This is a genomic window from Azospirillum aestuarii (assembly GCF_016632405.1).
GTDB lineage: Bacteria > Pseudomonadota > Alphaproteobacteria > Azospirillales > Azospirillaceae > Azospirillum > Azospirillum aestuarii.
This window is the reverse complement of record NZ_JAEPIV010000010.1, coordinates 14,370-34,427: the sequence shown is the minus strand read 5'-3', so window position 1 is coordinate 34,427 and position 20,058 is coordinate 14,370. Positions and strand designations below refer to the sequence as shown.

General features: G+C 70.4%; 18 protein-coding genes. 10 read left to right on the top strand and 8 right to left on the bottom strand.

From position 1 onward, the window contains the following. Positions 1-20: 20 nt before the first annotated feature. Complete coding sequence (locus JJL56_RS18045; RefSeq protein ID WP_200485819.1) at positions 21-917, bottom strand: HpcH/HpaI aldolase/citrate lyase family protein; 897 nt, start codon at positions 915-917, stop codon at positions 21-23. A gap of 135 nt (positions 918-1,052) precedes the next feature. Here JJL56_RS18045 and JJL56_RS18040 point away from each other — a divergent pair, with 135 nt between their 5' ends. The 10 genes from JJL56_RS18040 to JJL56_RS17995 all read left to right on the top strand — a co-directional run bounded on the left by JJL56_RS18040 (position 1,053) and on the right by JJL56_RS17995 (position 10,880). Next, the gene (locus JJL56_RS18040; RefSeq protein ID WP_145627679.1) at positions 1,053-1,550 is read left to right on the top strand and encodes a MaoC family dehydratase; all 498 of its coding nucleotides are present in this window, start codon (positions 1,053-1,055) and stop codon (positions 1,548-1,550) included. A gap of 137 nt (positions 1,551-1,687) precedes the next feature. Further along, positions 1,688-3,094: an MmgE/PrpD family protein gene (locus JJL56_RS18035; RefSeq protein ID WP_200485818.1), complete on the top strand. Its 1,407-nt coding sequence runs from the start codon at positions 1,688-1,690 to the stop codon at positions 3,092-3,094. Positions 3,095-3,117: 23 nt separating this feature from the next. Beyond that, complete coding sequence (locus tag JJL56_RS18030) at positions 3,118-4,293, top strand: acyl-CoA dehydrogenase family protein (RefSeq protein ID WP_186453012.1); 1,176 nt, start codon at positions 3,118-3,120, stop codon at positions 4,291-4,293. A gap of 158 nt (positions 4,294-4,451) precedes the next feature. Then, positions 4,452-5,657, top strand: coding sequence for a CaiB/BaiF CoA transferase family protein (locus JJL56_RS18025; RefSeq protein ID WP_145627683.1), 1,206 nt, complete (start codon positions 4,452-4,454; stop codon positions 5,655-5,657). Then, positions 5,654-6,418, top strand: coding sequence for a GntR family transcriptional regulator (locus tag JJL56_RS18020; RefSeq protein WP_145627685.1), 765 nt, complete (start codon positions 5,654-5,656; stop codon positions 6,416-6,418). Before JJL56_RS18025 ends, JJL56_RS18020 begins: the two co-directional genes overlap by 4 nt. Positions 6,419-6,494: 76 nt before the next feature. Beyond that, positions 6,495-6,716: a hypothetical protein gene (locus tag JJL56_RS18015; RefSeq protein ID WP_200485817.1), complete on the top strand. Its 222-nt coding sequence runs from the start codon at positions 6,495-6,497 to the stop codon at positions 6,714-6,716. Beyond that, on the top strand, positions 6,713-8,101 hold the full coding sequence (locus JJL56_RS18010; RefSeq protein ID WP_200485816.1) for an amidase: 1,389 nt from the start codon (positions 6,713-6,715) through the stop codon (positions 8,099-8,101). Before JJL56_RS18015 ends, JJL56_RS18010 begins: the two co-directional genes overlap by 4 nt. A 14-nt stretch (positions 8,102-8,115) precedes the next feature. Then, on the top strand, positions 8,116-8,727 hold the full coding sequence (locus tag JJL56_RS18005; protein WP_145627689.1) for a TRAP transporter small permease: 612 nt from the start codon (positions 8,116-8,118) through the stop codon (positions 8,725-8,727). A 29-nt stretch (positions 8,728-8,756) separates the two neighbouring features. Then, positions 8,757-10,028 carry a TRAP transporter large permease gene (locus JJL56_RS18000; protein WP_145627691.1) on the top strand — a complete coding sequence of 424 codons (1,272 nt, stop codon included), beginning with the start codon at positions 8,757-8,759 and terminating at the stop codon, positions 10,026-10,028. Positions 10,029-10,109: 81 nt separating this feature from the next. After that, complete coding sequence (locus JJL56_RS17995) at positions 10,110-10,880, top strand: GntR family transcriptional regulator (protein WP_145627693.1); 771 nt, start codon at positions 10,110-10,112, stop codon at positions 10,878-10,880. 12 nt (positions 10,881-10,892) lie between these two features. Here the strand turns inward: JJL56_RS17995 and JJL56_RS17990 are convergent, their stop codons facing one another. From JJL56_RS17990 to JJL56_RS17960, 7 genes are all read right to left on the bottom strand, one after another. Then, positions 10,893-11,720, bottom strand: coding sequence for an ABC transporter permease subunit (locus tag JJL56_RS17990; RefSeq protein WP_200485815.1), 828 nt, complete (start codon positions 11,718-11,720; stop codon positions 10,893-10,895). Continuing rightward, the gene (locus tag JJL56_RS17985; RefSeq protein ID WP_247889568.1) at positions 11,717-12,616 is read right to left on the bottom strand and encodes an ABC transporter permease; all 900 of its coding nucleotides are present in this window, start codon (positions 12,614-12,616) and stop codon (positions 11,717-11,719) included. Before JJL56_RS17985 ends, JJL56_RS17990 begins: the two co-directional genes overlap by 4 nt. Before the next feature lie 50 nt (positions 12,617-12,666). Then, positions 12,667-14,232, bottom strand: a complete 1,566-nt coding sequence (locus JJL56_RS17980) for an ABC transporter substrate-binding protein (protein WP_200485814.1) — start codon at positions 14,230-14,232, stop codon at positions 12,667-12,669. A gap of 185 nt (positions 14,233-14,417) precedes the next feature. Further along, positions 14,418-15,473 carry a helix-turn-helix transcriptional regulator gene (locus JJL56_RS17975; protein WP_145627699.1) on the bottom strand — a complete coding sequence of 352 codons (1,056 nt, stop codon included), beginning with the start codon at positions 15,471-15,473 and terminating at the stop codon, positions 14,418-14,420. 173 nt (positions 15,474-15,646) lie between these two features. After that, complete coding sequence (locus JJL56_RS17970; RefSeq protein WP_200485813.1) at positions 15,647-16,054, bottom strand: glycine-rich domain-containing protein; 408 nt, start codon at positions 16,052-16,054, stop codon at positions 15,647-15,649. 784 nt (positions 16,055-16,838) lie between these two features. Continuing rightward, positions 16,839-19,367, bottom strand: coding sequence for an extracellular solute-binding protein (locus JJL56_RS17965; protein ID WP_345772601.1), 2,529 nt, complete (start codon positions 19,365-19,367; stop codon positions 16,839-16,841). Then, positions 19,354-20,028, bottom strand: a complete 675-nt coding sequence (locus JJL56_RS17960; RefSeq protein WP_145627705.1) for a response regulator transcription factor — start codon at positions 20,026-20,028, stop codon at positions 19,354-19,356. Before JJL56_RS17960 ends, JJL56_RS17965 begins: the two co-directional genes overlap by 14 nt. Positions 20,029-20,058: the final 30 nt, after the last annotated feature.

Below are 20,058 nucleotides of genomic sequence, written 5' to 3'. Positions count from 1 at the left end.
CATGAACGGGCAATCCCTGGCTACAGCATTCCGGCGCGGCGGGCCAATGCCAGGATTCGATGGGACCCCAGCACCAGGGGCCGCTCGACCAGCTTGCCGTCGAGCACGCAGACCCCGCCGCCCGCCGCCTCGAAGGCGGCCAGGACCCGCCCGGCGTGGATGACCGCCTCCGGCGACGGGGTGTAGGCGTCGTGAATGGCGGCGATCTGCTTGGGATGGATGGCCGAGCGCGCGGTGAAGCCGTGCAGGACGCTGCGCGCCAGTTCCCGGCGGTAACCTTCCTCGTCGTCCAGCGCGATCCACGGCATGTCCAGCGCGTCCAGCCCGAAGCGGGCGGCGGCGTGCACGATCCGGGTGCGGGCCTGCACCAGCGGCTCCCAGGACAGCGGCACGCGCAGCTCCGCCGACAGGTCGGCCCCGCCGAACATCAGGAAGGACAGGCGGGGGGAGGCCGCGGCGATCGCCATGACGTTCTCCAACCCGTCGGCGCTCTCGATCAGCGCGCCGAGCGCGCCGGGCAGATTGCGCTCGTCGAGAAGCCCGGCGGCCAGCCGGACGTCCTCGGCCCCGTCCACCTTCGGCAGCAGGATGCCCGCCCAGCGCGGCGCGGCGCCGTCCGGAAGATCGGTCAAAGCGAGGATGTCGATCAGGCCGGTGCGGCTGCGCACCGAATTGGTTCGAACGAAAACCGCCGGCCCGCCCGCGTCGGTGTGCTCCCGCAGGAAGGCGCAAACGGCGGCGCGGGCACTGTCCTTGTCGCCGGGGGCCACCGCGTCCTCCAGATCGATGATGACCGCGTCGGCGCCGGCCCCCAGGGCCTTGGCGAAACGGTCGGGACGGGCGCCGGGAACGAACAGGTAGGAGCGGCGGACCGGCGATTCCGGCGCCGTTGCTGCGTTCTGCGGATTGTTGGGCATGAAAACGCTTTCCAAGGGTGAAGGGGCGTGTTATTTGTACGTACAACATGCTATCACACGCGCTGAACATGTCACCTTGAAATGATCGGCGCCCCGCAATCATCCCTCCGATCCGCAGACAAGAGACTCCCGCCCATGCCCGATGTTCAGGAACCGCGGACCATCGTCGCCGACCTTGGCCGCTACCTTGAGGATTTCACCGTCGGCGATGTCTACGAGCACCGCCCCGGCCGGACCATCACCGAAGCGGACAACATCCAGTTCAGCCTGCTGACGATGAACCGCCACCCCATGCACTGCGACCACGCCTTCGCCGAGAAGTCGGAGTTCGGCAAGCCGCTGGTCAACAGCGGCCTGACGCTGGCCATGGTGCTGGGCATGACGGTGGACGACGTCTCCTACAAGTCCGTCGCCAACCTCGGCTGGAAGGAGATCAAGCTGGTCGCTCCGGTCTTCCCCGGCGACACGATCTACGCGCGCTCCAAGGTGCTGGACGTGCGCGAATCCAAGAAGCGCCCGACCCAGGGCATCGTGACCACCTACACCGAGGGCTACAAGGCCGACGGCACGGTCTTCGTGACCTTCGAACGGGCCAGCCTCGTCCCCAAGCGGGGCCACGGCGTCGGCGACTGATCTGGGGCGACTGATCCGGGGCGACTGATCCGGGGCGACTGATCCGGACAATCCGACAGCCCCGTCCGACAGCCGCGTCCGACAGCACTGATGGCCCGAGAAGAACAAAAGGCCAGGGAAAACAAAAGGGAGGAACCATGCCCGCCACCGATCCCGCCACCAACTCGATCGCCGCCACGCTGGCGGCCTTCGTCGCCGACACGCCCGACGACGCCATCCCGGCGGAGGTCCGCACCCGCGCGCCGCACCATATGCTGGACGCCGTGGGCATCGCGCTGGCCTCGACGCGCTACGACTTCGCCCACAAGACGCTGACCGCGCTGCGCGGGCTGGCGGGGGAGGGGCCGGTGCCGGTGATCGGCATGCCCGCCTCGCTGCCCGCCCGCGACGCGGCGACGGTCAACGGGCTGCTCTGCCACGGCCTCGATTATGACGACACCCACATCGGCGGCGTCATCCACCCGACCGCCAGCGTGATGCCCGCCGTGCTGTCGGCGGCGGCGATGACCGGGGCGGACGGCCGTTCCGTGGTCAGCGCCTATGTGCTGGGCGTCGAGGTGGCGGCCCGGCTCGGCGCGGTGGCGCGCGGCGGCTTCCATCAGGTGGGCTTCCACCCGACGGGCATGATCGGCGTGTTCGGCTGCGCGCTGGCCGCCGGCCGGCTGCTCGGCCTGACCCGTGCGCAACTGGCCGCCGCCCAGGGCATCGCCCTGTCGATGGCGAGCGGCAGCCTGGAGTTCCTGGAGGACGGTGCCTGGAACAAGCGCCTGCATCCCGGCTGGGCGGCGGCGGCGGGCATCACCGCGGCGGCGCTGGCCCGCGAGGGCTTCACCGGCGTCACCCGCCCCTATGAAGGCCGCTTCGGTCTGTTCAACGCCTATCTCGGCAAGGAGGCCGGTCGCGCCGATCTGGGCATCGCCACCGCCGGCCTCGGCGGGACGTGGGAGCTGATGGCGACGGCGATCAAGCCCTATCCGGCCTGCCACTTCACCCACGCCTGCGTGGACGCCGCCCTGGAGCTGCGCCGCGACGGCCTCGACCTCGCGCGCATCCGCCGCATCGAGGCGCTGGTGCCCGAGCAGGTCGTCAAGACCGTCTGCGAGCCGGAGGCCAACAAGAAGCGCCCCTCCAACTCCTACGACGCGCAGTTCAGCGTGCCCTTCCTGGTCGCCGCCGCGCTGGTGCGCGGGCGCCTGACCCTGGCGGAGTTGGAGAACGACGCGCTGGGCGACGCGGCGATCCTCGACATCGCGTCGAAGGTGTCCTACCGCCACGACCCGGACTCGCCCTTCCCGAAGGCCTATTCGGGCGAGCTGGTCATCACGCTCGACGACGGGCGGGAACTCCGTCACCGCGAGCACATCAACCGCGGCGCCGCCGACCGTCCGCTGTCCAACGCCGAGATCGTGGACAAGTACCGCGGCAACGCCGCCATGGCCGTGAACGAGACCGCCGCGGCGCGCATCGCCGACGCCGTCCTCGGCCTCGACGCCAGCCCGTGCGCGGCGGACTCCCTGTCCGTGCTGTCGCCGTCCGTCCGCTGACCATCCAATCCGGGAAACACGCCATGAGCGAGACCACCACCATGAACGACGCGGAACGCGACGAGCAGGAACGCCTGATCCTCGACAGCGTGGACCGCTTCCTCGACCGCCACGTCCGGCCGGTCGCCCTGAAGCTGGAGCATGACGACACCTACCCCGACGAGATCGTCGAGCGGATGAAGGAGCTGGGCCTCTTCGGGGCGACGATCCCCGAGGAGTATGGCGGGCTCGGCCTGCGCCCCTCCACCTACGCCAAGATGATCGAGCGCATCTCGTCGGTTTGGATGTCGCTGACCGGCATCATGAACTCGCACCTCATCATGGCCTTCATCGTCACCAAGACGGGGACGGAGGAGCAGAAGGCCGCCTTCCTGCCGCGCTTCGCCACCGGCGAGCTGCGCGGCGGCCTTGCCCTGACCGAGCCGGACTGCGGCACCGACCTGCAGGCCATCCGCACGGTGGCCCGGCGCGACGGCGACGATTACGTCATCAACGGTTCGAAGACCTGGATCACCAACGGCATCCAGGGAAGCTGCTTCGCCCTTCTGGTCAAGACCGACCCGACGGCGCAGCCCCGCCACAAGGGCATGTCGATGGTCCTGGCCGAGAAGGGGCCGGGCTTCAAGGTCAGCCGCAAGCTGGAGAAGCTGGGCTACAAGGGCATCGATTCCGCCGAGCTGGTCTTCGAGGACTACCGCGTCCCGGCCGACCGGCTGATCGGCGGGGTCGAGGGCCGCGGCATGGCCTGCGCCATCTCCGGCCTGGAGCTGGGTCGCGTCAACGTGGCGGCGCGCGGCGTCGGCGTCGCCCAGGCGGCGCTGGACGAATCCGTGAAGTACAGCCAGCAGCGCAAGACCTTCGGCAAGCCGATCCACGAGCATCAGGCCGTGGCGATGAAGCTGGCCGACATGGCAACCCGCGTCTCCGCGGCGCGGCTTCTCGTGCAGCAGGCGGCCAACGCGCTCGACCGCGGTGAACGTTGCGACTACGAGGCCGGGATGGCGAAGCTCTTCGCCTCCGAAGCGGCGGTGGAGAACGCCATGGACGCCATGCGCATCCACGGCGGCTACGGCTATTCCAAGGAGTTCGTGGTGGAGCGGCTCTACCGCGACGCCCCCCTGCTGTGCATCGGCGAGGGCACCAACGAGATCCAGCGCCTCATCATCGCCAAGCGGCTGATCGAGCAGAATCCGGTGTGAGTGCGGGTGGTCGCCACGGGCCCCCACCCTAACCCTCCCCCGCTTCGCAGGGGAGGGGACTTCTCTCCTCCCCCTGCGAAAGCGGGGGGAGGCCGGGAGGGGGGCAAGCGCAGCCACTTCGCTCCACACCCCGCACACCCCCATCAGGGAGACACCGCGTGCTACCCCTCGAAGGCGTCACCGTCATAGCCGTGGAGCAATACGGCGCCGGCCCGTTCGGCACCATGCTGCTGGCCGACCTCGGGGCCGAGGTCATCAAGGTCGAGAATCCCGCCGAGGGCGGCGAGGTCGGCCGGCATGTCGGCCCCCATTTCTTCGGCCCCGGCAACAGCCACTTCTACCAGTCCTTCAACCGCAACAAGCGCAGCATCACACTCAACCTGAAGCACCCCGAGGGCATGGCGGTGCTGCACGAGCTGGTGCGCCACGCCGACGCCGTGCTGGACAACCTGCGCGGCGACCTGCCGGACAAGCTGGGCCTGACCTACGAGCATCTGAAGGCGGTCAACCCGAAGATCGTCTGCGCCCACCTGTCCGCCTACGGGCGCACGGGACCGCGGCGGGCCTGGCCGGGCTACGACTATCTGATGCAGGCGGAGGCCGGCTACCTGTCGGTCACCGGCGAGCCGGACGGCCCGCCCGCCCGCTTCGGCATGTCGGTGGTCGACATGATGACCGGCCTGATGACCGCCTTCGGCCTCGTCTCCGGCGTGGTCGGGGCGCGGGCCAGCGGCAAGGGCACGGACGTGGACGTCAGCCTGTTCGACACGGCGCTGCACAACATGACCTACCTCGCCACCTGGTACCTCAACGGCGGCCACAACCAGGGGCGGGAGCCGCGCTCCGCGCATCCGTCCCTCACCCCGTCGCAGCTCTACCGGACGCGCGACGGCTGGCTGTTCGTCATGTGCAACAAGGAGAAGTTCTGGCCGGTCTTCTGCGACAAGATCGGCAAGCCGGAATGGGGCGAGGACCCGCGCTTCCGCAGCTTCAAGGACCGGCTCGCCAACCGCGAGCAGCTCACCGTCCTGCTGGACGAGGTGCTCGGCCAGCGCGACACGGCGGAGTGGGTGGAGATCCTCGGCGGCGCGGTTCCCGCCGCCCCGGTCCTCGACATCGCCCAATCGCTGGAAAACCCCTTCGTCCGCGACAGCGACCGGGTGGCCGATTTCGCCTACCCGGACGGGTCGGCCCCGGACGGAAATGGTAAGGTGCGGATGCTGACCGGGCCGGTGCGCATCGGCGGCGAGACGTTGCCCACCCGCACCGCCCCGGCGCTGGGCGCCGACACCGAGGACGTGCTGGGCCGCATCGGCATCGGGCCGGAGCGGATCGCCGCCCTGCGCGAGCAGGGGGCGCTGTGAAGGCCGCCGTTCGCCCGGCCTCCGTCCGCCCGTCCGCCGCGGAGGGGCCGCGCTTCCAGGAGATCCTGGACGCGCTGCGCGCCGACATCGCGGGTGGGCGGGTCGGGGTCGGCGAACGGCTGCCGACCGAACAGGAGCTGTGCCTGCGTTTCTCCGCCAGCCGCTACACGGTGCGGGAGGCGCTGCGCCGGCTCCAGGATCTCGGCCTGATCGCGCGTCGCCAGGGCTCGGGGTCGGTGGTGACCGCCGCCCGCCCCGACGGGCGGTTCCACAACACGCTGTCCAGCCTCGCGGAGATCGGGCAGTACGCCTCCTCCACCCGGCTGGAGGTGCTGGCGGTGGAGAAGATCCTGGTGGAGGGGCGGACGGCGGAGCTTCTGCGCTCCCAGCCGGACACGCCCTGGGTCCGGGTCGTGGCGCTGCGCCGCCAGCCGGGGGAGCGGACGCCGCTCTGCTACACCGAGGTGTTCCTGCCGGCCGCCTTCGACGATGTGGCCCAGGCCATCGGCACCTTTCCGGTCGCCGTCTACGCGGTGCTGGAAAGCCGCTACGGCCTGCGCATCGAGGAGGTCGTGCAGTCGATTGAGGCCACCTCGGCGGACGCCAATCTGGCGTCCCGCCTGTCGGTGGAGGTTGGCACGCCGATCCTGGTGGTGATCCGCCATTATCTGGACGCCGAAGGAAACGCGCTGGAGGTTGCGGTCAGCAGCCACGCGGCCGGACGATACCGCTATGAAATGACGCTGCAACGATCCGGGTAAGGGGGCCATTAAGGCCCTGCCTGCGGCGAACGGCCGGAAGAGCCGCGCGGGGACAGCACCGGAAGGGAGGGAAGGAATGACGGAAAACCTCATCGGGGACGCCGCGGCTTGCGCACGGACCCTGGCCAGGATTCAGGGGGTGGCCCTGGACGATGCCGACGCCGCCCTGTGCGGGCGCCTGCTGGCCGCCGTGCCGGGAATGCTGGCGGCGGCGCATTCCGGCGGCTCGCTGTTCGACGTGCCGCTGGGCGCCCATACCGCGCTGGTGGCCGGAACCATTACCGGGGAGCGGGCATGACCGATCCCACATCGCTGACCCTGACGGACGCCGCAAGGGCGGTCCGCGACGGTGCGCTGCGGGCGGAAGCCCTGGTCGACGCCTGTCTGGACCGCATCGCCCGGCTGAATCCGACGCTCAACGCCTTCCTGTCGGTCGAGCCGGAGGAGGCGCTGTCCGCCGCCCGCGCCGCCGATGCGGAGGCGCGGGCCGGACGGCCGCGCGGGCCGCTGCACGGCGTGCCGCTGGCCCACAAGGACATGTTCCATCGCGCCGGCAAGCGCTGCACCTGCGGGTCCCCGACGATCCGCGGCGGCTTCCGCCCGGAGCGGACGGCCACGGTGCTGGAGCGGCTGGACGCGGCGGGCGCGGTGACGCTCGGCACGCTGCACATGGCCGAGTTTGCCATGGGGCCGACCGGCCACAACGCCCATCTCGGGCGCTGCCGCAACCCCTGGGACCCCGACCGCATCACCGGCGGCTCCTCCTCCGGCTCCGGTGCGGCGGTGGCGGGGCGGCTGGCCTTCGGCTCGCTGGGATCGGACACCGGCGGGTCGGTGCGGCTTCCGGCGGCGCTGTGCGGCGTGGTCGGGCTGAAGCCGACGCAGGGGGCGACGCCGATGGACGGCGTGATGCCGCTGTCGGAAAGCCTGGACTGCGTCGGCCCGCTGGCGCGCAGCGCCGAGGACGCGGCGACGCTGTTCTCGGTCATCACCGGGCGGGCGGACGCCGCAAACGCCATCGGCCAGGGGGTCGAGGGGCTGCGGCTGGGCATCCCGCGCCAGTTTTACTACGACGGCCTGGACCCCGCCGTGGCCGCCGCGCTGGAGCAGGCGCGGGCGGTGCTGGAGCGCGGCGGCGCCCGCGTCGTCGACGTGGACATTCCCGACCACGAGCCCTACGGCGACCTCGCCAACCTCGTCTTCACGCCGGAGGCGGCGGCCGTTCATGCGCCGTGGCTGCGCGAGCGCCCGCAGGACTACGGACCGCAGGTGCGCGCACGGCTTCTGCAGGGGCTGATGGTGCCGGCGGCCTCCTACCTCCAGGCGAAGCAGCTTCGCGCGCTTCATCTCCGGGCGATGATCGACGGCCCCTTCGCCCAATGCGACGCGTTGTTCGTTCCCGCCCTGCGCAGCCGCGTGCCGACCGCCGCGCAGACCGACGTGGGCGCCGGGCCGGCGATGGCCGCGGTGGTCGCCGGGGTGGCGGCGCTGACGCGACCGGTGTCCTACCTCGGCCTGCCGGCGCTCGTCACGCCCGCGGGCTTCGATCCGGACGGGATGCCCATCGCCATGCAACTCGTCGGGCGCCCGCAGGCGGAGGCCACGCTGCTGCGCATCGCCGACGCCTACGAGCGCGCCACCGGCTGGCTGCGCCGCGTCCCCCAGACACAGGTCTTCTCGTGAAGGGAGTTCCACCCATGCCGGGAACCGATACATTGACGTCCGCGGCGACTTCTGCGGCGACCTCCGCGACCCCACACACCGAGGCGGAAGACGCCGCCTCGTCGCCGGGCCGCGGCCTGCCGGGCTGGTGGAGCTTCATCGAGGACCGCATCCTCCTGAACGTCGCCACGATCCTGATGATGGCGGCCATCGGCTTCATGTTCTACGAGGCGTCCAGCCGCTCCCTCCTGTCGGAGAGCCACTGGTGGGCGGAGGAACTGGTCCGCTTCCTGGTGGTGTGGAGCGTCCTGCTGTCGCTGGGCGTCGGCACGCGGCATGGCCACTACATCCGCATGGACCTGCTGTTGAACATGATGCCGCACCGGGTGCGGCTGGCCTTCGCCTGGCTGAACAGCCTGATCGGGCTGGCCTTCAGCGTGCTGCTGGTGATCGCCGGCGTCCAGGAGGTCACGCATCTCCAGGCGATCGGCATGTTCACCGAATCCAACCTCGACCTGCCGCTGTGGACAGTCCGGCTGGTGCTGCCGCTGGGCGGGGTGCTCTACGGCTTCGCCTTCGTCGGCAACATCATCCTGCTGCTGCGCGGCCACGACCCCGATCCGCCCGTCGAGGGCGAGAATCTCTGAACGACGGCTGAAAAAGGGGAGGAAACACCATGACCACCATTGTTGCCGTCGTCAGCCTGCTGTTCTTCGTGGCCGCGGGCGTGCACATCGCCCTGGCGCTGGGCGTCATCGCGGTCGGCCTGCTGACCTTCAACTTCAACATCCCGGTCGTCCTGGTCGCGCAGATGGCCTGGGATTCCGTGGACAAATACGCGCTGGTCTGCATCCCGTTCTTCATCTTCGCCGGCAACCTGATGTCGCGCGGCAACCTCGCTCTGGTCATCCTGGAGCTGGTCGGGACGCTCATCCGCTACTTCCGCGGCGGCATCGCGCTGGCGCTGGCCATGTCCAGCGTGTTCTTCGCCGCGGTCAACGGCTCGTCCGTGGCCTGCGCCGTGGCGCTCGGCCCGGCGGCGGTGAAGCTGATGCCGAAGGAGGGCTATCCGCCCCGCTTCGCCGCCTCGCTGGTGGCGGTCTGCGGCACGCTGGGGCTGATGATCCCGCCGTCGCTGACCTTCATCCTGATCGGCTCCATCGTCGGCCTGCCGATCACCGACCTGTTCATCGCCGGCATCGTGCCCGGCCTGTTCGAGGCGTTCCTGCTCGGCATCACCACGCTGATCGTCAGCCGGCTCAAGGGCTACGGCCATGTCGGCGAGCGTCCGGATTGGAAGGGCTTCGGCCAGCGCCTGCCGGGTGCGGCCGGGGCGCTGATGATGCCGGTGCTCATCATCGGCACGATCTACATGGGCTGGTTCACCCCGACCGAGGTGTCGGCGCTGGCCGCCATCTACGCGGTGGTTCTGGTGACGCTGGTCTACCGCACGGCCAACCTCGTCGCGGTGTGGGAGACGGCGCGGGAGTCGGTGCTCCAGACCGTGATGATCTACGGCGTGCTGCTCGGCTCCGGTCTGCTGACCGCGGTGCTGACCCGCCTCGGCCTGTCCGCCGAGCTGACCGCGATGCTCAAGGAGGCGCAGGTTTCCCCCTTCGAGTTCCTGCTGGCGGTCAATCTGCTGCTGCTCGTCATCGGCATGTTCCTGGACGGCGTGTCGATGATCGTGCTGCTGGCGCCGATCCTGTTCCCGATGGCGCAGGCGGTGGGGGTGAACCCGATCCACTTCGCCGTCATCATGACCGCGCTAGTGGAGGTGGCGACCCTGACGCCGCCGGTCGGGCTGAACCTGTTCGTGATGAGCCGCATCACCAAGATGCCGCTTCATTCCATCGTGAAGGGGGTGCTGCCCTTCTATGGGATGCGGGTGGTCGCGCTGGTCGCCATCAACGCATTCCCGGCCCTGTCGCTGGTTCTGCTCACGTAATCCGCCCCACGCGGAACATCCTCGTACGCCGGTTGCATCGGCGCCCCGGCTCGTCCATCTTCCGGCATCATGAGGGATGCGATGTCGGAAGAAGCGGACAGCCTGAAGGACAACAGCGGCGGGGCGGAGCGGGCGGAAACCCCGCTCTACCAGGAGATCGTCCGCACTTTGCTGGAGGAGATCGACGCCGGCGCCTACGCCGTCGGCGATCGCCTGCCGACCGAGCAGGAGCTGTGCAGCCGCTTCGCCGTCAGTCGCCACACGGTGCGCGAGGCGCTGCGCCGGCTTCAGGAGATGGGCTACATCCTGCGCCGCCAGGGATCGGGTTCGGTCCTGGCGGCGCGCCGCGCCGACGGGCGTTTCGTCAACTCCATCAGCTCCCTGGACGAGCTGGTGCAGTACGCCACCTCGACCCGGCTGGAAATCCTCTCGGTGGACCGCATCATCGTGGAGGAGGAACTGGCGGGCCGGCTGGGCTGCCGCCCCGAGACGCAATGGTTCCGCGTCAGCGCGCTGCGCCGCACCCGCGAGACGTCGGAGCCCTTCTCCTACGTCGAGGTTTACATCGACGCTGCCTTTTCCGATGTGGTGCGCAACCTGGAGGTGGTGCAGTACGCCATCTACACGGTTCTGGAGCAGCGCTACGGCGTCCGCATCGCCGAGGTGATGCAGGACATCGAGGCAGCGCCAGCCAGCCTGAACGTCGCCTCGCGCCTGCATGTCCCGCCGCAGTCGCCGATCCTCGTCATCACCCGGCGCTATTTCACCGACGACGGGCGTCTGGTGGAGATCGCCGTCAACACCCATCCGGGCGCCGGCTTCCGCTACACCATGTCCCTGCAGCGGCGCTGAGACGCGCGGCCGTTACGGACGGCGGAACGGTGCCCACCGCGGGTCGAGACCCTCGCGCAGACCCTCGGCCAGCAGGTTGACGGCCAGCGCGACGGCGGCGACGGTGATGGTCGTCGCGGCGATCAGATGGGGGGCGTCGCGCAGGTCGGCCAGCCCGTCGCGGATCAGCGTGCCCAGCGACACCGCCGGTTCCTGGATGCCCAGACCGAGACCGCTCAGCGTCGCCTCCGCCACCATGACCGGGCCGATGGACAGGGCGGCGCGGATGGCGACCGGCCCGGCGACCGCCGGCAACAGATGGCGGCGGACCGTGTGCAGCGGTCCCGCGCCGAGGGCGGCGGAGGCCCGCACATGCTCGGCGGTCCGGTTGGACAGGGCCAGCGCCCGGCACCAGCGGACCTGCGAGGGCCACGCCGCCAGGGCGAGCGTCAGCACCATGGCCTCGGTGCCCGGACCCAGCAGCGCGGCGGCGACGATGGCGAGCGACAGCTCGGGAAAGCCGTGCAGCAGGTCGGCCAGCCGCAGGACCACGGCGTCCGTGCGCCCGCCGATCCAGCCCGCCACCCCGCCCGAGGCGACGCCCAGCCCCACCGCGAGGGTGAGCGCCAGCCCGGCGATGGCGGCGGAGGTTCCCGTCCCGGCGATCAGCCGGGCGGCGACGTCGCGGCCCAGCCCGTCGCACCCCAGCGGGTGGGCGACGGATGGTCCCGCCCAGGCCTGCCCGAGATCCATGGCGGACGGGTCGAGCGGCAGCAGAAGGGCGGCCAGGGCCAGCGGCACCGCCAGCGCCGCCGCGAGGAGCAGGCCGGCGCGTCCGGCGGAGGAGCGCGTGGCGATCACGGCGCCTCCGCATCGTCGCGCAACCCATCGTCGTGCAGCCGCGGATCGGCGAGGCCGATCAGCAGCTCGGCGGTCAGGCTGATGGCGATCTGCATCAGGACGAAGACCAGAACGGCGGCTCCGGCCACCGTGTGGTCGCGGGCCAGCACCGCCTGGACGGTCAACCGCCCCACCCCCGGCAGGGCGAAGACGCTCTCTACCGCCGCCGTGGCGGTGAGGATCGTCCCGGCCACCGACCCGGCCGCCGCCGCCAGTGGTACCAGGGCGTTCGGCAGGGCGTGGCGCAGCAGTAGGGCGACCCGTCCCAGCCCCTTGGCCCGCGCGGTGCGGATGAAGTCACGTCCCAGCACCTCCATCACCTGGGTCCGCGTCAGGCGGGCGATCATCGCCGCCGCCGGCAGGGCCAGCGCCGCCATGGCCCATGGTGGCGTGCCGGACCCCGCCAGCATCAGCCACGTCGCCAGCGCCAGCGGCGGCGTCGACAGGGCCAGCACCGATCCGATGGTCAGGGCCGTGCCCGGCCATGCCCGCCGCACATCGGCGGCGGCGAGGCCCAGTGTGAGACCGAGGGGCAGGGCGAGCGCCGCGGCGCCCGCCATCAGCCCCAGCGTCACCGGCAAGGCTTCGGTCAGCAGCGCCGTCACCGGAACGCCGCCGTAGCGCAGCGATTGGCCGAGGTCGCCCCGCAGGACGGCCAGGGCGTAGGACAGGAATTGAACGGCCAGCGGCTGGTCCAGCCCAGCGTCTTCCCGCAGGCGCCGAATCATCTCCGGGTCGGCGGCCCGCCCATCGACCATCAGCATGACCGGGTCGCCGGGAAGCGCGTGGGAGGCCAGGAAACTCACCAGCACGGCGGCGCCGGTCAGGAGAAGAAGCGCCGGCAGGCGCCGGGCCAATCGCCAAGCCAATCGCCGGGATGAACCGCAGCGGTCGAGCCGGCGTCCCGTCATGGCAACCGGGCGGCGTGATAGTCCGTCGTGCCGTCGGGCCGGATGACCACGCCGGTCACGCCCGGCCGCACCAGCGCCACGAACTGCGGCGCCGGCAGCGGCAGCGCCACGGCCTGGTTCCGGAGCAGGGCCTCGGCGTCCCGGTAGAGCGTGTTGCGGGCGGCGGGGTCGGCGAGGCCGCGCGCCCGCTCCATGAGCCGGTCGAAATCCGGGTTGTGCCAGCGGATGCGGTTGGTCGGGCTGGCGCTGTGCCACTGGGTGGCGAGCTGGTCCATGGGATCGGGGAAATCCGCCGTCCAGCCGTTGATGAACAGCGCCTCGCGACCCTCGTTGATCGCCGCCACGAAGGCCGCGCGCTCCTGGATGCGCACGCCGACCGGAATCCCCAGCATCGCGGTGAGCTGGGCGGCGAAATAGGTCGCCTCCTCGCGCACGTTGGGGCCGCCGGCGATCTGGAGCGGCGGCAGTCCGCGCCCGCCGGGGTAGCCGGCCTCCGCCAGCAGCGCCTTGGCCCGGTCCGGATCGAATGGCGGCAGCGGCACCGCGTCGGGCTGGTAACCGCCCAGGCCGGGCGTGACGAAGCCGTTCGTCAGCGCTGCCCGCCCGGCATGGAGGCCATTCACCGTGGCGGCGCGGTCCAGCGCGAGGCCGACCGCCTCGCGCACGCGCCGGTCGCGGAAGGGCGGGTACAGATCCTGGTTGAGGGCGAGATAGCGCACCTGCGCGCGGGCGAAGGCCGCGATCTGCCCGTCGTAGCGCGGCTGGCGGACCACCGTGCGCACGGCGTTGTCGGGAAGCGGCGCGACGTCCAACTCTCCGGCGTCGTAGCGCGCCAGCAGCGTGTTGGTGTCGGGCAGCACCGCCAGGGACACCGCGTCCACGGTGGGGGCGCCGCCCCAATAATCGGCGTGGGCCTCCAGACGCACGGATTCGCCGCGCCGCCAGGACGCGAGGCGGAACGGCCCGGTGCCGCCGGACGCCCGCTCGTGCCACGCCGGTCCGAACTCGGCCTCCATCCCGCGGTCGACGAACAGGAACGGGTAGAGCGGGAACAGCGCGTCGGGTTCGGTCAGCCGGACGACGAGCGTGTGGGGGGCGGGAATCTCGACGCCGGCCAGCGACGCGGCGGTTCCCTGCTGCAGCGCCGCGGCCCCCTCGACGCCGCGCAGGTAGAAGGCGCTGTAGCCGGGCTGGGGCTTGCGCGTCAGATGGTGTTCCCAGGTCCACAGGACGTCGGCGGCGGTGAACGGGCGCCCCGAATGGAAGCGCACGTCCGGGCGCAGGGTGAAGCGCCAGGTCCGCCCGCCGTCCGGCGTCTCCCAGCGGGTGGCCAGCGCCGGAACGGCGTTGCCGGCGGCGTCGATCGCGGTGAAGCCCTCATAGACCTGCCGGAGAACACCGGAAGAAACCAGTCCGGGGAAGGCGAACGGGTCGATGGTCGTCAGATCGTCGGACAGGCTGGCCCGCAAGGTTCCCGCCATCGCCGGAAACGCGGGACCGGCAACGCCGGTCGCGATGGCCAGAACGGTCAGAAGCAGGCGGATGGCGGCGGTCAGGGGCATGGTGCGGGGCGTTGCCGGGCGGTAGTCGGGGGTGGGAAAACCAGACGCCCCTGCCTCCTTCACGGCCTCCGGCCAGAGCGGAACCGGAATCGCACCGGACGTCCGCCATATGTATGCACAAGAGTGCGTTCATATCCAGGTATTCGCGCCACTGGCGATGCGTCCAGCACCATACCCGGATTCGATCAGGCGCGCGACCCGAAATGCCAGCAGATCGTCGTCACCTGCCGCACGATTCCTGCCTGGTTGCGCAGCCCCGTCTTGCCCAGGATGGACGAGACCTGATTGTAAACGGTGCGCCGTTCCACCCCGCGGTCCTCGGCGATCTCGTCGACGCTCCGCCCGGAGCACAGTGCCAGCGCGATCTCGGCCTCCGATCCGGTGATCTGGAGAAGCTCGGCGACGGCGCGCGCCGACACGGCGGGCAGCACGTCCGGATCGACGAGGGTCAGGAGGAGGATGCCGGTCATCGGGCCACCGCTTCCGACGCTCTGGGCCGGCGGTTCCGACAGGGTGGCGAAATAGGGTGACGGCTGGTCCAGGCGCGAGACGCGCAGCGTGATCGGCGTGCGGGTGCGGCGGCGGAAGAAGCCGGCGGCCCGCTTCGACAGTTCCGCCTGTTCGGCCGGGGCGTCGGGGATGCACAGCCGGCCGCCGACCATGGTCAGCCCGTCCCCCCGCGCCACGATGGAGGCGAAGGACTGGTTGCCGTCGATGACCTGGCAGCGCGGCGTCAGAAGCGCCGCCGGGTAGGGCAGGGCGTCGAGCAGCCGCAAGACGAAGGAGGGCCGGCCCGACGACGGCAGGACACTGCCGCCGTTGAGGGAAATCAAGCTGTCGAAGCCACCCCGGACGCTTTCCTGGACGTTGCTGGTGACGTCGCGGCGGATCTGGTACCACCAGCCGTCCGTGTCATCCAACCGCTCATAGGTGATCTGGATGACCCGCCCGTCGGAATGGAGCGTGAAGGATTGCCAGAACCTGTTGAACCGGCGGAGATCCTCGGCGTAGCCGATCCATCGCGCCGGATCGGAATAGATGGTGTCCGAGCCGAACTTCTTATGCTTCACGCACTCCCACACGATGTCGCGGAACGTCACCGAGCGTGAGAAGTCGATGAAGGGATAGATCGTCTTCTGCTTGTCGTTGGTCGCCAGCAGCGTGTCGCTCTTGTCGAAGACGGTCAGCGCCGCGTTCATGTCCCGGGCGCGGCTGGAGAGGTCGTGGACCAGATCGGACATCAATCCTTCCTCCCTTTCGCGGCCGGAGGTGACGGGGTGCGCCCCTGACCGTGGCCTGGGCCGCCGGTCAGGAGAGCGTACGCGGAGCGCGCTGCCATTTGAGCGAATTTAGCAGCAAAACCACCGCGTCATGCAACGGTCAATACGATGGGGTCAATACGATGGTATGACGCTCAGGCCGCCTCGACCGTGAGGTAGCAGCCGGCGAGTTCCTCCGTCCGCAGTTCCACGCCGAGCGTCGCCCGGAACGCGTCCTGGGTGTTGGCGACGGCCTTCTGCCACGCGGCGTCGTCGGGAGCGTCCGGGTGATGGTGGACCCGGGCGCCGACCAGCCGCATCATGTCCGCCTCGTAGCGGTCCATGAACAGGATGTGCTCGTGCCACGCCGCGTCCGCCGCCTTCGTCGGGACCAGGATCAGGTTCGGCTTCGCCGCCACGACGACGAGGAACTGCCGGTAGGCCTCGACCGACGCCGCGGCCTGGTCCGACGTGTAGCCGGCCGTCTCGAGCCGCTTGCTGATGAAGGAGAGGTCGAGGTTCGCCGGCTGCACGGTCGAGCCACGTTCGCAGTTGTCGTTCATTCTCGATGGTCCTTTCAGAAGGGAATGAGGTTCACGTCGGTCCTCAAAGACCTCCGCTCGATGACGCCGGACCGCGCCCTGCGGGAAAACACTGCCCGCGGTGGCACCCGGCAGGATTCAGGCGGGAGGTGTCCTGACCGGCGGTGTCCCGCCGGCCGGTGCCAGTGCGTGGCACCGTTCGGCTTGATCCGGCGGACGCCGTGGGCAAGCCGCCAAGGCTGCGTTCGTGTGCGCCGCGCGTCCCGTACGCTCCTGCAACAGGCCCGCCATGCGCCCCTCCTGCATACCCGAGTGTATCATAGTGACGGTTGTGCACACGCTCAAGAACTTATCGCGTATTTGTATTGAATCTGCGCATGACGGTTTCTCAGGGTGGAATACATACGCAATCATTTTCGTGTGGGTGATCGCCGATTCTTGTGAAACATCTCACTTGATAGGATCGTTTTCGTTGCTATCCGCGGAAGAGTTGGTGTCTTCTGCGCAAGGTTGCAAATCCATGCCAGCGCTATGGGGTTCCAGATGCAAGACCGGTGAGCGCATCCCTTTTCTTCGCCATGGCTCAACGGACTGCTCGCAGAGGCTTTGCGGCGTCCGGTTCCCGACGGGGCCGTGGACGCTCTGATCCTTGCGGATCTTTTTGCCGCGCTCGCGCCGTCGGGTGGCTTCGACTCCGCGACGACGGTGCCGCTCGAGCTGGCGGCCCTGCGGGGTCATCGCCGCCTGGGGGCTGGAATGGGTGAGGCGTCACGCGGGGAAGCGGGTTGCGGACTCGTTTCAAGGCTCAGGGCAGCAGGATCGCCGACTGCCATTGCTGCAGGAACCGCTCCCGCTTCAGCCGGTCGAGGAACACCAGCAGGGCGGGGCTGAGGGCGATGGGGTGCAGCGGCGCCGCCGTGCTGGAGCGCAGGCCGGACGCCGACGCCTCCCGCTTGATCCCGGAGGAGATGGCGTACAGGGCGGAGCGGTCGGCCACCACCTCCTGCCCGCGCGGCGACAGCAGATAGTCGATGAACTGGCCGGCCAATTGCGGCCGGGGCGCCGTCCGGGGGATCACCGCGACGCGGGAGATGACCAGCGTGTAGTCCTCCGGCACCACGATGCCGATGGCCGCCCCCGCCGCCGCCCGCGCCCGTGCGTAGGAGCCGAGGACGTTGTAGGCGATCAGCACCTCCCCCCGCTCCACCATGTCGAGGATCTCGCCGGAGCAGCAGGCCAGCCGCGCCTGGGCGTTGCCCATCATCGCGACGAGCTGCCAGTACTGGCCGAACAGCAGGGCGTCGTGGGATGCCAGCAGATAGCCGATGCCGCTGGTGGCGGTGTCGTAGGTGGCGACGCGCCGGCTGAAGCGCGCCGGGTCGTCGCGCAGCAGCCGGATCAGCGCCGGGCGCGTGCGCGGCACCTCGGCGTCCGGCAGAAGGTCGCGGTTGTAGGCGATCACCGCCGGCTCGAAGGTGAAGCCGAACGCCTCGTCCCGCCAGTTCGCCCAATCCGGCAGCGCGTCCGTCAGGGCGGAGCGGTGGGGCTGGGTGTAGCCGTCGTTGGCCAGCTTCACCTGCAGGTCGGAGGCGGAGCTGATGAGCAGGTCGGGCGTCTCCGCCGCCGCCCCCTTGGCCGCACCCCCCTTGGCCGGCACGGCCACCGCCTCGGCGTAGAGGTCGGCGGTGTCCATGTCCTTGTATTCGATGGTGACGTCGGGGTGGAGCTGCTGGAAGTCGAGGACCAGCGGCTCGATGGCCTGCCGGTCGGTGGCCGAATGGATGCGCAGCCGCTCCCGCTCGCCGCCGGGGGCGGGGTAGGTGAGCAGTTGCGCCGCCTGCGCCCAGGGGGACCAGAGCAGGGCGCAGAGAAACAGCAGGGGCAGCAGGGCCCGCCCGGCTCCTCCCCCCGCCGTGGCGCCGCCGTCCGCCGCCGGAAAGTCGATGCGCGCGATCAGCCCGCCGCCGGGACGGTCGAGCAGGGCGAGGTCGGCTCCGTGCGCCTCCACCACCGAGGTGACGATGGCGAGGCCCAGCCCGCTGCCCGCCACCCCGGCGGCGGAGCTGCCGCGCCCGAATCGCTCCAGCACGCGCCGCTTTTCGGCGTCCGGCACGCCGGGGCCGCGGTCGGCGATCTCGACGCGCAGGCCGCGCCCGGCCGGCCGGGGCGTCAGCGACAGGTCGATGGGGCCGGACGGGCCGGCGTACTTCACCGCGTTGTCGAGCAGGTTGGTCAGGGCCTCCCGCAGGCTGATGGCGTCGCCGGGGACGGTGGCCGACTCCGCCGCGCGGTCGATGTCCAGGCGGATCGCCGTGTCGCCGGCCACCGCGCGGGCGCGCTGGAACACCTGCTCCAGCAGGGCGCCGAGATCGACGTCCTCCGGCTTCAGCGCCTCGCTGCGGTGGATCACCATGGCGTGGTTGAGGAGCTGGCTGGTCAGCTGGCTGGCCTCCACCGCGTTGCGGTGCACGCGCTGGGCGATGCGGTGCAGGGCGTCGGGATCGTCCTCGTCGATGGCGAGTTCGGCCTGGAGGCGCAGACTGGCCAGCGGCGTGCGGATCTGGTGGGCGGCGTCGGCGAGGAAGGTTTGCATGGTGTCGAGGTTGGCCTTGAGCCGCGCCATGAGCTGGTTGATCGCCTGGACGAGCTGCGACACCTCCTGCGGCGGCGGCATGGCGATTGGGGAGAAGTCGTGGGGCTGCCGCTCGCGGATCATCCGCTCCAGCGAGCCCAGCGGGACCAGCGCCTGCCGCACCCCGAACCAGATCAGCCCGCCCGCCGCGACGACGGTGAAGGCGATGGGAAGGAAGGCGTTCGCCAGGATGTCGCGGGCCAGCGCCCCGCGCTCCTCCCGCGTCTGCGCGACGGCGATGGTGACCCAGCCGCCGAGGTCCGGCTGCGTGGCGAAGCGCTTCAGGACGGCGACGCGCACCGGCATGCCGCGGAAGCTGGCGTTCTCGAAACGGGTGGTGGAGTCGCTGCCGGCTGCGCCGGCGACCGCGGCCTTGGCGGGCGCCACCGGCAGGTCGTGGTAGCCGGTGACCAGCTCGCCGTCCGGCGCGGTGATCCGGTAGAACACGCGGTCGCGCCGGGCTTGGGCCAGGATGCCCAGCGAGGAATAGGGCAGGTCGACGGAAAAGCGTCCGTCCTCAACCCGCACCGTGTCGGAGATCGACAGGGCCGACGCCATCAGCAGCCGGTCGAAGGCGGCGTCGGCGGCGCGCTGGGCGTAGGCGCTGACGAACAGGAACAGGCCGGCGGTCAGGACGGCCAGCACGCCGAGCAGCCGGATGAACAGCCGCCGCCGCAGCGAGAATCCCTCAGCCTTCGGCACACACTTCCGCCACATAGCCCAGCCCCCGAACCGTCCGGATCTCCACCGACGCGCCTTCCAGCTTGCGCCGGAGGCGGGAGACATACAACTCGATGGCGTTCAGCGCGGTGGGCTGGTCGAGGCTGAACAGCCGGTCCATCAGGTCCTCCTTGGACAGGACGGTGTTCAGGTTGCTGAGAAACAGCTCCAGCAGCCGGAACTCGCGGCCGCCCAGATCGACGGGACGGGCGTCGATCAGAACTTTCTTGGCCGCGGCGTCGAAGACCAGATTGCCGAACTGCGTGCGCGAGGAGGCGAGCCCGTGCGAGCGGCGCAGCAGGGCGCGGCAGCGGGCCTCCAGCTCACGCAGGTCGAAGGGCTTCACGATGAAGTCGTCGGCGCCGAGGTCGAGCAGATCGACCCGCACGTTCACCTGCGAGCGGGCGGTCATCACCAGGACCGGCGTGACGTCCCGGCGCTGGCGCAGGCGGTTCAGCAGCGTCTGCCCATCCACCCCCGGCAGCATGATGTCGAGCAGGACGAGCTGATAGGCCTCCTGGCGCAACAGCTCCTCCGCCTCGTCGCCGGTCGGCGCCCAGTCGACGGCGTAGCCCAGCTTGCGCAGCCGGTGGACGATGGCGTCGGCCAGATCCTCGGTATCCTCGACGACGAGTATGCGCATGTTCCGTCTCCCGGTGCCGGGGCACCGTAA